At 65.5% G+C, this 12,755-nt stretch carries 12 protein-coding genes; 4 read left to right on the top strand and 8 right to left on the bottom strand.

Translation table 11 applies throughout. The annotated features are described in order from the left end of the window. Nucleotides 1-41 precede the first annotated feature (41 nt). Both adk and ppc read right to left on the bottom strand, forming a co-directional pair. Complete coding sequence (adk, locus tag ACKI1H_RS12970) at nt 42-689, bottom strand: adenylate kinase (protein ID WP_138520835.1); 648 nt, start codon at nt 687-689, stop codon at nt 42-44. 247 nt (nt 690-936) lie between these two features. Then, nucleotides 937-3,573: a phosphoenolpyruvate carboxylase gene (gene ppc / locus ACKI1H_RS12965; protein ID WP_440468547.1), complete on the bottom strand. Its 2,637-nt coding sequence runs from the start codon at nt 3,571-3,573 to the stop codon at nt 937-939. A 218-nt stretch (nt 3,574-3,791) separates the two neighbouring features. Between ppc and ACKI1H_RS12960 the strand changes: the two genes are divergently transcribed. Further along, on the top strand, nt 3,792-4,127 hold the full coding sequence (locus ACKI1H_RS12960) for a pilin assembly protein (RefSeq protein ID WP_138520833.1): 336 nt from the start codon (nt 3,792-3,794) through the stop codon (nt 4,125-4,127). Between the two features lie 263 nt (nt 4,128-4,390). Here ACKI1H_RS12960 and cadR read toward each other — a convergent pair whose 3' ends face one another. Beyond that, a complete protein-coding gene (gene cadR, locus ACKI1H_RS12955; protein ID WP_017521130.1) occupies nt 4,391-4,858 on the bottom strand; it encodes a Cd(II)/Pb(II)-responsive transcriptional regulator in 468 nt (155 codons plus the stop codon). Between the two features lie 87 nt (nt 4,859-4,945). Between cadR and ACKI1H_RS12950 the strand changes: the two genes are divergently transcribed. The 3 genes from ACKI1H_RS12950 to ACKI1H_RS12940 all read left to right on the top strand — a co-directional run bounded on the left by ACKI1H_RS12950 (nt 4,946) and on the right by ACKI1H_RS12940 (nt 8,710). After that, nucleotides 4,946-7,294, top strand: a complete 2,349-nt coding sequence (locus tag ACKI1H_RS12950; RefSeq protein ID WP_440468546.1) for a heavy metal translocating P-type ATPase — start codon at nt 4,946-4,948, stop codon at nt 7,292-7,294. Between the two features lie 176 nt (nt 7,295-7,470). After that, nucleotides 7,471-7,881, top strand: a complete 411-nt coding sequence (locus tag ACKI1H_RS12945) for a DUF4398 domain-containing protein (RefSeq protein WP_138520832.1) — start codon at nt 7,471-7,473, stop codon at nt 7,879-7,881. 37 nt (nt 7,882-7,918) lie between these two features. Beyond that, entirely contained in the window at nt 7,919-8,710 is a 792-nt protein-coding gene (locus ACKI1H_RS12940; protein ID WP_440468545.1) for an OmpA family protein, read from the top strand. A gap of 200 nt (nt 8,711-8,910) precedes the next feature. Here the strand turns inward: ACKI1H_RS12940 and ACKI1H_RS12935 are convergent, their stop codons facing one another. The 5 genes from ACKI1H_RS12935 to ACKI1H_RS12915 all read right to left on the bottom strand — a co-directional run bounded on the left by ACKI1H_RS12935 (nt 8,911) and on the right by ACKI1H_RS12915 (nt 12,741). Continuing rightward, a complete protein-coding gene (locus ACKI1H_RS12935; protein WP_138520830.1) occupies nt 8,911-9,420 on the bottom strand; it encodes an O-acetyl-ADP-ribose deacetylase in 510 nt (169 codons plus the stop codon). A gap of 38 nt (nt 9,421-9,458) precedes the next feature. After that, complete coding sequence (locus ACKI1H_RS12930; protein ID WP_440468544.1) at nt 9,459-9,782, bottom strand: hypothetical protein; 324 nt, start codon at nt 9,780-9,782, stop codon at nt 9,459-9,461. Next, complete coding sequence (locus ACKI1H_RS12925) at nt 9,779-10,717, bottom strand: alpha/beta hydrolase (protein ID WP_440468543.1); 939 nt, start codon at nt 10,715-10,717, stop codon at nt 9,779-9,781. Before ACKI1H_RS12925 ends, ACKI1H_RS12930 begins: the two co-directional genes overlap by 4 nt. Before the next feature lie 159 nt (nt 10,718-10,876). Then, entirely contained in the window at nt 10,877-12,181 is a 1,305-nt protein-coding gene (locus ACKI1H_RS12920) for a flavohemoglobin expression-modulating QEGLA motif protein (protein WP_081517831.1), read from the bottom strand. Continuing rightward, on the bottom strand, nt 12,178-12,741 hold the full coding sequence (locus tag ACKI1H_RS12915) for a hypothetical protein (RefSeq protein WP_440468542.1): 564 nt from the start codon (nt 12,739-12,741) through the stop codon (nt 12,178-12,180). Before ACKI1H_RS12915 ends, ACKI1H_RS12920 begins: the two co-directional genes overlap by 4 nt. Nucleotides 12,742-12,755: the final 14 nt, after the last annotated feature.

Genomic DNA, 12,755 nt, shown 5'->3' with positions numbered 1-12,755 from the left:
AAGGCCCGCGTGTGCGGGCCTTTGGTGGTGCCGAGGATGGATCAGCTGAGAGCGCCGAGCACCTTGGAGGTAATCTGCTCCACCGAGCCGACACCCTCGACGCGGGTGTACTTCGGGGTGCCTTCGGCAGCGGCGAGCTTCTGGTAGAAGTCGACCAGCGGCTTGGTCTGCGAGTGGTAGACCGACAGGCGGTGACGCACGGTGGCTTCCTTGTCGTCTTCGCGCTGGATCAGGTCTTCACCGGTCTCGTCGTCCTTGCCAGCCACTTTCGGCGGGTTGTGCTCGACGTGGTAGACGCGACCCGAGGCCGGGTGAACGCGGCGACCGGCGATACGGCCGACGATTTCCTCGTCGTCCACGGCGATCTCGACCACGTGGTCGATGGAGACGCCCGCTTCCTTCATGGCCTCGGCCTGGGGAATGGTGCGCGGGAAGCCGTCGAACAGGAAGCCCTTGGCGCAGTCGGGCTGGGCGATACGTTCCTTGACCAGGTTGATGATCAGGTCATCGGAAACCAGGCCGCCGGCGTCCATTACGCTCTTGGCCTGCAGGCCGAGCTCGGTGCCAGCCTTGACCGCTGCACGCAGCATGTCGCCGGTGGAAATCTGCGGAATGCCAAACTTCTCAGTGATGAAGCGAGCCTGGGTACCTTTGCCGGCACCGGGCGCCCCGAGCAGAATCACACGCATCGATATGCTCCTTAATACTTGTTAAGCGAAATCACGGATCCGCCTCGTGGGGCCAATCTCATCGTGCTGGAATGGCGCAGACATGCGCCGAAAGGTTGCTCACGATACACAGCGGTCCCCCGCCAGACAAGCCGGCCATGGGGACTGCGCGAGCCGGTCCCGGGCGTTTCGTAGCGCCCGGGACAGCCATCAAATTAATCTCATCTGGCCGCTCGGCAATCCACCTTTGGTGGGGGGTGACGAGACCTCAACCGGTGTTGCGCAGTCCCGCCGCAATACCCGCCACCGTCACCAGCATGGCCTGCTCCAGACCGCCGCAGGCATCGCCCGTGCAGCGCCGCGAGCGCGCCAGCAGTTCGGCCTGAAGCAGGTGCAGCGGGTCCAGGTAGGTGTTGCGCACGCCGATGGATTCGCGCGTCTCGGCGGCGTGGGCGAGCAACTGCGACTGCCCGGTAAGCCCCAGCACCACTCGCACCGACTGCGACAATAGGTCGCGTAAATGCGCACCTAATGGTCGCAGTTCCGATTGCACCAATCGTTCGTCGTAGAGTTGGGCGATTTCCCGGTCGGCCTTGGCCAGCACCATCTCCAGCATGTCGATGCGCGTGGTGAAGAATGGCCACTCCTTGCGCATGCGCCCCAGCAGCGCGCCTTCGCCGCGTTCGATGGCCTTGAACAGAGCGTCTTCCCAACCCAGCCAGGCCGGCAGCATCAGCCGCGTCTGGGTCCACGCGAAGATCCACGGGATCGCCCGCAGACTCTCCACCCCGCCCTCGCGGCGCTTGGCCGGGCGGCTGCCCAACGGCAGGCGGCCCAGTTCCTGCTCCGGCGTGGCCTCACGGAAGTAGTCGACGAACTGCGGGTTCTCCCGCACCACGGCGCGGTAAGCAAGCACGCCATCGGCGGCCAGGCGGTCCATCTCCTCGCGCCAGGCCGGCTCGGGTACTGGCGGCGGTTGCAAGGTAGCCTCAAGCACGGCAGCCAGGTAGAGATTGAGGTTCTGCTCGGCGATATCCGGCAGGCCGAACTTGAAGCGGATCATCTCGCCCTGCTCGGTGGTACGGAAACGCCCGGCCACGGAGCCCGGCGGCTGCGAGAGAATTGCCGCATGGGCCGGGCCGCCGCCACGGCCGACGGTGCCACCGCGGCCATGGAACAACAGTAACTCGACACCGTGGTTACGGCAGATATCCACCAGCGCCTCCTGGGCGCGGTACTGCGCCCAGGCGGCGGCCAGGGTGCCGGCGTCCTTGGCCGAGTCGGAATAGCCGATCATTACTTCCTGCGGCCCGGCCAGGCGGGTGCGGTAGCTGTCCAGGCTGAGCAGGCGGTCGATGCAGGGGCCTGCGTTGTCCAGGTCATCCAGCGTCTCGAACAGCGGCACCACGCGCATCGGCCGCTCCAGCCCGCACTCCTTGAGCAGCAGCTGCACGGCCAGCACGTCGGAGGGATGCCCGGCCATGGAGATGACGTAGGAGCCCAGCGAAGCCGCCGGTGCCTGCGCCACCACGCGGCAGGTAGCGAGGACTTCGGCGGTTTCGGGCGAGGCTTCGTAGTTCGCTGGCAGCAACGGGCGACGGCTGGCCAGCTCTTCGAGAAGAAACTCCTGGCGCACGCTTTCGTCCCACTCGGTGTAGTTGCCCAGGCCCAGGTACTCGGTGATTTCGGCCATGGCGTTGGCGTGGCGCGTGGAGTCCTGGCGCACGTCCAGCCGCGCCAGGAACAGCCCGAAAGTGGCGGCGCGACGCAGGGTGTCGAGCAGGTCGCCATCGGCAATCACGCCCATGCCACAGGCCTGCAACGAGCGATAGCAGAGCTGCAGCGGCTCCAGCAGCTCGTGGTTGTCCTGCAATACCTCGGTGCCCGGCTCTTCGCCGGTATGGATGGCGCGCTCGGCCCAGGAGCGAGTGGCGCGCAGGCGTTCACGCAGTTGCTTGAGCAGCGCGCGATACGGCTCGGCGAGATCGCCGACCTCGCCGCGCAGCTCATCGCTGGCCTGCTGCATGGAGAGTTCGGCGGCTAGGCTGTCCACGTCGCGCAGATAGAGGTCGGCCGCCATCCAGCGCGCCAGTAGCAGCACCTCGCGGGTGATGGCGGCGGTGACGTTGGGGTTACCGTCACGGTCGCCGCCCATCCAGGAGGCGAAACGGATCGGCGCGGCGCTCAGCGGCAGGCGCTCGCCAAGGGTTTCCTGGAGAGTGCGGTCGACATGGCGGAGGAAGTCCGGCAGCGCATGCCAGAGCGAGTGTTCGATCACCGCGAAGCCCCATTTGGCCTCGTCCACCGGCGTCGGGCGGGTGCGGCGGATCTCGTCGGTGTGCCAGGCTTCGGCGATCAGGCGCTGGAGCTTTTCCTGCACCGCCTGGCGCTCCTCGGGCAACAGGTCGGAGTGGTCTCCAGCGGCCAGTTGCGCGGCGATGGCATCGTATTTCTGGATCAGCGTGCGGCGCGCCACCTCGGTGGGGTGCGCGGTGAGCACCAGCTCAATCTCCAGGTCCGCCACCTGACGCGCCAGGCCCTCGGCACCCAGGCCGGACTTGCGCAGGCGCGCCAGCAGCTCGGCCAGCACGCGGTTCTCGAAGGGCTCCGGCTCCTTGGGCGTGCGCCGGCGGATGCGGTGATACTGCTCGGCGATGTTGGCCAGGTTGAGGAACTGGTTGAAAGCCCGCGCCACCGGCAGCAATTCGTCTTCGCCGAGGCCGTCGAGGGTAGCAGTAAGCTGCTTGGCGCCTTCGGCGGAGCCGCGTCGAGCGGCCTTGGCGCCCGTGCGGATCAGCTCGATCTTGTCGAGGAAGCCCTGCCCGTACTGGGCGCGGATGGTCTGCCCGAGCAGCTCGCCGAGCAGGTGAACGTCCTCGCGCAGGCGCGCGTCGATATCCGGCATCACAGTCTCCTGGATAGAAAGCCCTAGTCTGAGAGCCCCAGACTGAATAGGCGTCGCTTGGCTTCACAGTGCCGCCGGCCGGGCCGGCAGGCAAGCGCTCGACGAACGCCCGCAATCCTGCTCGGACAACGTCTAGGCTGAAAGTTATCCCCATCATCGGGAAAACCTGCGGCGACCTCACGAGGGCCGACCGCCACGTAACGACCCTAGAGGTGAACATGAAGATTCGCGAGCTGGTACGCCATTGGGAAAAGAACGCCAGGGGGCGCATGACCCACCACCAGTACAGCATTCCGCTGGATGTCGAGACGGCCGCGCGTCTGGCCGCACTACACGACATGTATCCCAAGCGCAGCGTCGAGGAACTGCTGGGGGAACTGGTCAATGCGGCGCTGGAAGAACTGGAGGCAAGCTTCCCCTATGTGCAGGGAAACAAGGTAGTAGCGCAGGACGAACAGGGTGATCCGATCTACGAGGACATCGGCCCGACTCCGCGTTTCCTGGCACTGTCGCGCAAGTACCTGCACGAACTTACGGAGGCGGAGCACTCCTGATGAAAGCGCCCCCGGCAGATGCCGGGGCGTTTGTTTCACCTGTAGAAGCGACAGCATTCCTCTGGGAGGTCGTGCCCAGGGTTTCCCTCTCCCCCGCCCTCTCCCTGAAGGGAGAGGGAGCCGTCTGTGCCGGCTGACACATTGGTTTCAACCTGTGCCGAACCAGTCCCCTCTCCCTTCAGGGAGAGGGTTAGGGAGAGGGCAGATCCTCGCACCGGACCTCATGTAGGAGCGGGACCATAGGGCGCTCCTACCGGGTGCGATCAATGCCGCCCATGGACACCGGGGACGTGCAGATGTCCCGCCTCGGCGCAGGCCTCCGGAATCACCGAAGGCTCCGCCGGCTGCTCCAGCTCGCGCAGGATGCCGCAATCCTCGCTGTTGCCTTCGCCCTGGCACTGAGCACGCAGGTCGCGCAGTTGCTGGCTGAGCGACTGCAGCTCAGCGATGCGCACCTCAACATGGTGCAGGTGCTCGTCGATCAGGCGATTGGCGGTGCCGCAATCGGATTCGGGACGGTCGCGCAGGCCGAGGAGAATGCGAATCTCCTCCTGGGTCATGTCCAGCGATCGGCAATGGCGGATGAAGGACAGCCGCTCGACGTGGCTGGCATCGTACTGCCGGTAGTTGCCTTCGCTGCGCGACGGCGCGGGCAGCAGGCCTTCGCGCTCGTAGTAGCGGATGGTTTCCACCGGGCAGCCGGTCAGTTTCGCCAGTTCACCGATCTTCATGTGCGACTCCTCGCCAACGGACGCTTGACTCTGTAGTTGCTACAGGGTGTGCAATCAGCAGCAACTCGTCAAACAGGAACGGACGACATGACTGCCAATCGCCAGGGCCCGATCATCCACGGTCCAGCCCCAACCCAGGAGCAGCACCGCGAACACCCAGCCGCCGGCTGCTGCGGCTGCGACAAAGGCGCGCTGCTGCGTGCCCCGGCCACCGAACCTGCACCGCACTCGCGCGACCATGGTCATGCCCACGATCACGATCACGATCACGGCGAAGATCACGGCGCGCGAGCCGAAAGCGCCGCCACTGCCGCCGCCGGCTCGGCCAGCGGCGAGCTGCGCTGGACCAGCCTGCGCATCGAAGCCATGGACTGCCCCACCGAGGAGCGCTTGCTACGCGATGCGCTGGGCCGCGTGTCGGCGGTGGAGGACCTCGACTTCAACCTGATGCAGCGCCTGCTGCGCGTGCAGCATCGCTTCGACAGCATCGAGCCGCTGCAGAAGCTGGTCGCTTCCCTCGGCATGCAGGCCGAGCCAGTGGACGAAAACGCCCCCGTTTCCGCACAGCCCACCCAGCAGAAGCCCTGGTGGCCGCTGGCGCTGGCCGGTGTCGCAGCGGCAGGCGCGGAGTTCTTCGAGTGGTTCGCCATCGGCCCGCAATGGCTGGTGGCAGCACTGGCCATCGCCGCCATCCTCGGTGCAGGCCTGCCGACCTACCGCAAGGGCTGGATCGCCCTGAAAAACCGCAACCTCAACATCAACGCCCTGATGAGCATCGCCGTGACCGGCGCCATGCTCATCGGCCAGTGGCCGGAAGCGGCGATGGTCGCGGTGCTGTTCGCCATCGCCGAACTGATCGAGGCCAAGTCGCTGGACCGCGCACGCAATGCCATTCGCGGCCTGCTGCAACTGGCTCCGGAACTGGCCACGGTGCAGGTCGACGGGCAGTGGCAGGAAGTTTCCGCCAAGTCCGTCGCTCTCGGCGCACGAGTGCGGGTGCGTCCCGGCGAGCGCATCGCCCTCGACGGCGAGGTGCTTGACGGTCGCTCCAGCGTCAACCAGGCCCCCATCACCGGTGAAAGCCTGCCGGTGGAAAAACAGGCCGGTGACACCCTGTTCGCCGGCACCATCAACGGTGAAAGCGCGCTGGAATACCGCGTCACTCGCGTGGCCGATGACAGCACCCTGGCGCGCATCATCCACGCCGTGGAAGAAGCCCAGGGCTCGCGCGCACCGACCCAGCGCTTCGTCGACCAGTTCTCGCGCATCTACACCCCGGCGGTCTTCCTCATTGCCATCGCCACCGCGCTAATTCCGCCGCTGTTCTTCGGCGGCGCCTGGCTGGACTGGGTCTATCGCGCGCTGGTGCTGCTGGTGATCGCCTGCCCCTGCGCCCTGGTGATTTCCACTCCGGTAACCATCGTCAGCGGCCTGTCGGCAGCGGCACGCCTGGGTATCCTGATCAAGGGCGGCGTGTTCCTGGAAATGGGCCGTTCCCTGGAGTGGATCGCCCTCGACAAGACCGGCACGCTCACCGAGGGACGCCCGCGCCAGACCGACTTCACCGCCCTGCGGGAGACCGCCGCCGGCGACGTGCGCGCACTGGCCGCCAGCCTCGCTGCTCGCTCGGATCACCCGGTGTCGCACGCCGTGGCCCAGGCCGCCGAAGCCGACAACATCTCGCTGTACAGCGTCGGCGAGCTGACCGCCCTGCCCGGCCGCGGCGTGAAAGGCGAGATCGACGGCCGCACTTATCACCTGGGCAACCACCGTCTGGTGGAGGAGCTGGAGCTGTGCTCGAAGGAGCTGGAGGCCCGCCTCGATGCCCTCGAACAGCAGGGCAAGACGGTCATCGTGCTGCTCGATGACGACGGCCCGCTGGCGCTGTTTGCCGTGGCCGATGGCGTCAAGCAGACCAGCCGTGAAGCGGTCGCCCAGTTGCACGAACTGGGTGTGAAGACATTGATGCTGACCGGCGACAATCCGCACACCGCCAATGCCATCGGCGCCCAGGTGGGCATCGACGAGGCGCTGGGCAACCTGTTGCCCGAAGACAAGTTGCGTGAAGTGAAGCAGCGCCAGGAAGGCGGCAAGCGCGTCGGCATGGTCGGTGACGGCATCAACGACGCTCCGGCCCTGGCGCGCGCCGACATCGGCTTCGCCATGGGCGCGGCGGGCACCGACACGGCCATCGAAACCGCTGGCGTCGCACTGATGGATGACGACCTGCGCAAGCTGCCGTCCTTCATTCGCCTGTCGCGACAGACCCACCGCGTGCTGATCCAGAACATCACCCTGGCGCTGGGCATCAAAGCGGTGTTCCTTGCCCTCACCCTGGCCGGCGAAGGCACCCTGTGGATGGCGGTTTTCGCCGACATGGGCGCCAGCCTGCTGGTCGTGTTCAACGGCCTGCGATTACTGCGTCATCGCGGCTGATTCCAGTGGATCGTCGCCAATGCCCGCCAATACGGCGGGCATTTTTTTTGAACCCCCTGACAAAACCCTTAGTCCCCTAATCAGATGCCCACGAAGCCGCAGACCCGCGCGGCAGGCATCCACCGGCACTCGAATCGCCGAGGGAACCCCTTACCAAACGTCAGAGGATTCACCCAATGGAACTGAAATCTCAGAGCGCTCGAACCGTCCCGACCGCCTCCACCCGCGCGTCCCTGCGCCTCAGCCTGCTCGCCCTTGGCAGCGCCGCGCTGCTGGCCGGCTGCGCCGGTAACCCACCCAGCGAACAGATGGCCGTCACCGAGTCGGCGGTGAACGCCGCCGTCAGCTCCGGCGGACCGGAATACGCCCCGGTCGAGACCAAGAATGCCCAGGACAAACTCGCCCAGGCGCGCATCGCCCTGAACGACAAGGAATACGACCAGGCCAAGCGCCTGGCGCAGCAGGCCGAATGGGACGCCCGCGTGGCCGAACGCAAGTCGCAGGCCGTGAAGGCCCAGAACAACGTCAAGGACGCCCAGCAGGGCGTGATGGAGTTGCGTCAGGAAGGCCTGCAGCAGGCCCAGTGATCCCGCCCCTACGTCCGGTCATATAAGGAATTTCGACATGAACAAGCTCATCGTACTGCCCGCCATTTCGACCCTTGCCCTGGCCTTGGCCGCGTGCTCCACGCCGCCCAACGCCAACCTGGAGAAGGCCCGTGGCGACTTCCAGGCCCTGCAGGCCGAACCGCAGGCAACCCAGCAGGCCGCACTGGAAACCAAGGACGCTGGCGACTGGTTGGCCAAGACTGACAAGGCCTACCGCGACGGTGCCGAGCAGAAGGAGGTCGACCAACTGGCCTACCTGACCCAGCAGCGTATCGAGCTGGCCAACCAGACCGTGGCCCTGCGCAATGCCGAGGACCAGATGAAGAACACCTCGGCTCAGCGTGCCCAGGCTCGACTGGATGCTCGCACCGCGCAGCTGAACAAGCTCAAGGGCGAGCTGAACGCCAAGCAGACCTCGCGCGGGACCATGGTGTCGTTCGGTGACGTGCTGTTCGATCTCGACCGCACCGAGCTCAAGCCCGGCGCCATGGGCAACGTGCAGAACCTCGCCGGCTATCTGCAGCAGAACCCGGAGCGCAAGGTGATCGTCGAGGGCTATACCGACAGCAGCGGCTCATCCTCCCACAACCAGGGTCTGTCCGAGCGCCGCGCCGACGCCATCCGCCTGGCACTGCTGAGCCAGGGCGTAACCCCTGACCGCGTCGTCGCCCGTGGCTACGGCAAGGAGTATCCGGTATCGAGCAATGCGACTTCGGCCGGCCGCGCGATGAACCGCCGCGTCGAGGTGACCATCTCCAACGATGCCAACCCGGTGCAGCCGCGCTCTTCGGTGAGCGGCACCTATTGATCCTTCGGGACACGGCGCTCTTGTAGGATGGCGTGGAGCGAAGCGATACCCATCGATCACTGCACCTGCAGCATGGGTATCGCTGCGCTCCACCCATCCTACGATCAGGATCCGGCGACACTGTCCGCTCTTGTGCTCTTCGTAGGAGCGAGCTTGCTCGCGAAGAGAACGCCCTCATCCGCTCCGTTCATTAAGGGCGATCAGCCCAGCAAGCGCCGATAGAGCTCCGCCATCTCCGCCGAGAACGGCACCAGCACCAGTTCCCTCAACGAACTCCCCTCCCCGCGCGGGCGACTCAGCTCGTCCACGGCGACCTGCGCTGCAGCTTCGGCGGGATAGCCATAGATGCCGGTGCTGATGGCGGGAAAGGCGATACTGGCGAGGCCCTTGTCCTCGGCCAGTTGCAGGCTGTTGCGATAGCACTGGGCGAGCAGCTCCGGCTCGCCGTGCTCACCGCCGCGCCAGACCGGCCCGACGGTGTGGATGACGAAACGTGCCGGCAGGCGGAAGCCGGGGGTGATCTTCGCCTGGCCGGTCTTGCAACCACCCAGCGGGCGGCAAGCGTGGACCAGATCCGGGCCGGCGGCCCGATGGATGGCGCCGTCTACACCACCGCCGCCCAGCAATGAGCTGTTGGCGGCGTTGACGATGGCGTCGACGTCGAGACGGGTGATATCGCCCTGCCAGACGCGGATCTCGGGATGGCTCATGTTGCTTGCTCCCTTGGCCTGCGACGGCGGGCTCGCCGTCACTTGACCTCTTGCGGGGTCTGCTCGCCCATGCAGCGCACGGCGCGCTTGCGACCGTCGACCAGCACACCGGTCAGGCCCTTCTGGGTCATGTCGAACATCACCAGTACTCCGTCGATGCACTGCGCCTGCTGGTCGGCCGGGTCCAGGGACAGCTTGGTGTCCTGGCCCGGAATGCTTTTCAGCATGGTGAACTGGGTCAGTTCCAGCGCATCCTCGGGCTTGGCGAAGTGCAGGTAGCCGTAGTACCAGAGCGTGCCGACCGAGACGAAGATGGTGGCGATGACGGTGAGAATGTAGGAGATCGGGTTGCGGTCGTTCATGGGGTGCCTTGTTGTTTCGGGTCCGCCTGCGATTCCTGTGGCTTCGCCGGAGAGGGATAGTTCGGGACTTCAGCCAGACGACGCAAACCGGTGAAGTGCTGCGGGTCATCGAGGAAGCGCAGCATCACTTCGCGCCACACGGGTTCGCCGAAGGTCTCCACGTGGTTGCCGCGCGTCAGCTGGAAGACCTTGGGCGGCGACGCGGCCTTGTAGAGGCTCAGGCCGTTGTCCAGGGGCACAATGGTATCGTCGATGCTGTGGAAGAGCAGCACGGGTGCGCCAGAAAGTCGCGGCATGGAACGGATAGCGCTGTCGCCATCGGGCACCAGCCAGGACAGCGGGACCTGCAGCGGCCAGGTCAGCCAGGCGTTGCCGAGGGTGTATTGCGCGACGTCGCGGTAACTGGCCGGCACGCCGTCCAGCACAACCGCGTGCAGTTGCTTCTGCCGGTCGGGATGCTGGCCCAGGTAGTGCACCGCCAGGGCACCGCCCAGGCTCTGGCCGAGCAGGATCACCGGTTTGCCCTGCACCTCCGGAGCCTTGTCCAGCCAGGCGAAAGCAGCGTCGATGTCCTGGTAGATCGCCGGTAGGCTGGGTTCGCCCTGGGACTTTCCGTAGCCACGGTAATCCAGCATCAGTACCTGATAGCCCTGCTCCGGCAGCCAGTAGGCGCCGCCCAGGTGCCAGGCCATGTTGCCGCCGTTGCCGTGCAGGTGCAGTACGGTGCCCTTCACCGGCACACCCGCCTTTGCCGGCAGCCACCAGCCGCCCAGCCTCACACCGTCGGCGGTGGTGATCGTGACGTCGCGGTAGTCCAGCTTGGCGCGGGCCGGGGTGATGGCGACGTCGTCGCTGGGGTAGAACAGCAACGAGCTGCAGCCGCCGAGTGCGAGGAGCAAGGTCAGAGTGGCGGCGCGGAAACAGCGGTTCAGCATGAGTTCGTCCTTGGCATACATCACCCCGGGATTGCAGGGAAACACCTTGCGTAGGATGGGTGGAGCCTGCGATACCCATCACCCTGCAGCACCGAAACATCGATGGGTATCGCTTCGCTCCACACCGTGCTACGACCGCGGTCCATCCCGCGTAGGCAGTCAGAGGATATTGGCGTAATCCGCCTCGATGCGGTCGAGGCTGAGGTGATTGAGGAAGTTGGAGAAGCACATCCACGCCGACAAGGCGTTGAGGTCGCGGAACTGCGGAGGCAGGTACTTGGGCGGCACCACCAGGCCCTCGTCCACCAGCTGGCGCAAGGTGCGCATGTCTTCCAGGGTGGCCTTGCCGCAGAACAGCAGCGGGATCTGCTCCAGCTTGCCCTTGCGCACCGCGAGCTGGATGTAGTTGTAGATCAGGATGAAGCCCTTGAGGTACGACAGGTCCTTGGTGAAGGGCAGGCCGACAGGGGTCGAGCCACGGAACACCCGACTGGCGTTCTGGTAGCTGCTTTCCACGCTGTAGTTCTGCTCGCGGTAGAAGTGAAACACCTCGAGGAAATCCGCGCCCTCTTCGGCCATGTGGATGGCTCGCGTGCGGTTGGTGAGCTTGCGCAGGCGCGTCGGGTAGGAGGCAAAGGCGATGACTTCCATCAGGATCGCCAGGCCTTCCTGGGTCACGGTGGAGGACGGCGGCCCCTTGGCGAGGAAGGTGCAGATCGGCTGGTTGAGGCCGTTCAGCGTGGTGCCGACGTGCACCAGGCCTTCATGAACTTCCAGCGCGCGCACATCGCGCTCATTGAACATGGCATCGGCGCGCACCTTGATGTAGTCGGCGCCAGCCGCGGCGTCGGCCACGATACCGTCGGATTCGAAGACACGGATGGTGTCTTCCTTGCCGTCGAACACCTTGTTCAGGCGTTCCTGCAGCATCTTCACCGCGTCGCTGGCAGTCAGGGTCTTGGGCTCATCCTTGAGGTCACCACGGTCAGCGATATTGTTCAGGTAATCCGAAAGCATCAGGCCCAGGTCAGCCAAGGTCGGGTCGCCGGCGTGGAAGGCGTCGGAGGCTGAGCCGTAGAGCTCCTGGGAAATCAGGCCGAAGTCCTGGGTGCCGCGCGCTTCGAGCATGCGGATGACCATGCGGTATTCCTTGCACATGCGCCGCATGATCTGCCCGACCGGGTTGAACTGCCCCAGGTGACGGGTGATGTCGCGCTCGATGTTCTGGAATTCCTGCTTCTTCGCGCTGCTGTCGAAGGACAGCGGACGGCTGTCGTAGTAGGCACGGTCGACCTTGGGCGCGTGCTTGCCACGGCCCTTGAGGAAGTCATCGCGGATGCCGTCATCCCACTTGATGGCGTCAAGCACGCGGATCGGCGTCTGCGCCTCGACGATGCGGTCAGACAGGCCGCGAATGATCTGCTGGTATTCGTTGGGCGTGGACTTCTTGCGCCGTGGGGTCATTGCTGTTCTCCCGGGGTCACGCGCGAAAAGCGCAGCACTTCGACGAACACATCAGAGTTGGCCGGATCGTTGAGGTAGGTGATCACCTGGGGCAACGGGCTGGTCACCAGGGCGCCGGCGCCCTGCTCGGTGTCGACCTTCTCGCCCTTGAGCGCGCCTTCCTTCATGTCCTGCAGGATGTGCTCGACATCCAGGTTATAGATCACCAGTTCGTCCTTGTCGGTGATCTCGAAGCCGGCCAGGGCGAAGTTGCCACCCATGCTTTTCGGCAAACCGGCCGACAGATACCAGCGCTTGCCGTGGTGGGCGACGGTGAAGCCGAAGTCCTCGACGCTGTCGGTATTGTCCTTGCTGTCGACATAGCTGACAGCGCGGTAAAGGTTGGAGCCGGAACGGGTGACTTCGAGGAACTGCTCCTCGCCGTACTCGTCCACACGCGACCACTGGCCCAGCAGGTGAGCCGGAGCGGGCTCGTTGGCCGGAATCGGGTCCTTGAACGTCACCAGACAGCCACTGAGCAAGCCGATGCTCAACAGCAGCAGTGCACGCCAGACTTTCATCACGCCCTCCTTAG

Origin of the sequence: Pseudomonas sp. YH-1 (assembly GCF_051990045.1) — a bacterium.
Taxonomy (GTDB): Bacteria; Pseudomonadota; Gammaproteobacteria; order Pseudomonadales; family Pseudomonadaceae; genus Pseudomonas; species Pseudomonas nicosulfuronedens.
The sequence above is the reverse complement of the archived record's forward strand: the minus strand, read 5'-3'. Positions and strand labels throughout refer to the sequence as shown.

Bases quoted from the DNA above. Each gene is read 5' to 3' on its own strand.
- adk (WP_138520835.1), bottom strand. From the start codon at position 689: ATGCGTGTGATTCTGCTCGGGGCGCCCGGTGCCGGCAAAGGTACCCAG.
- ACKI1H_RS12960 (WP_138520833.1), top strand. From the start codon at position 3,792: ATGAAGATTCGCGAGCTGGTACGCCATTGGGAAAAGAACGCCAGGGGG.
- ACKI1H_RS12950 (WP_440468546.1), top strand. From the start codon at position 4,946: ATGACTGCCAATCGCCAGGGCCCGATCATCCACGGTCCAGCCCCAACC.
- ACKI1H_RS12915 (WP_440468542.1), bottom strand. From the start codon at position 12,741: ATGAAAGTCTGGCGTGCACTGCTGCTGTTGAGCATCGGCTTGCTCAGT.
- ACKI1H_RS12945 (WP_138520832.1), top strand. From the start codon at position 7,471: ATGGAACTGAAATCTCAGAGCGCTCGAACCGTCCCGACCGCCTCCACC.
- ACKI1H_RS12935 (WP_138520830.1), bottom strand. From the start codon at position 9,420: ATGAGCCATCCCGAGATCCGCGTCTGGCAGGGCGATATCACCCGTCTC.
- ppc (WP_440468547.1), bottom strand. From the start codon at position 3,573: ATGCCGGATATCGACGCGCGCCTGCGCGAGGACGTTCACCTGCTCGGC.
- ACKI1H_RS12940 (WP_440468545.1), top strand. From the start codon at position 7,919: ATGAACAAGCTCATCGTACTGCCCGCCATTTCGACCCTTGCCCTGGCC.
- cadR (WP_017521130.1), bottom strand. From the start codon at position 4,858: ATGAAGATCGGTGAACTGGCGAAACTGACCGGCTGCCCGGTGGAAACC.
- ACKI1H_RS12920 (WP_081517831.1), bottom strand. From the start codon at position 12,181: ATGACCCCACGGCGCAAGAAGTCCACGCCCAACGAATACCAGCAGATC.
- ACKI1H_RS12925 (WP_440468543.1), bottom strand. From the start codon at position 10,717: ATGCTGAACCGCTGTTTCCGCGCCGCCACTCTGACCTTGCTCCTCGCA.
- ACKI1H_RS12930 (WP_440468544.1), bottom strand. From the start codon at position 9,782: ATGAACGACCGCAACCCGATCTCCTACATTCTCACCGTCATCGCCACC.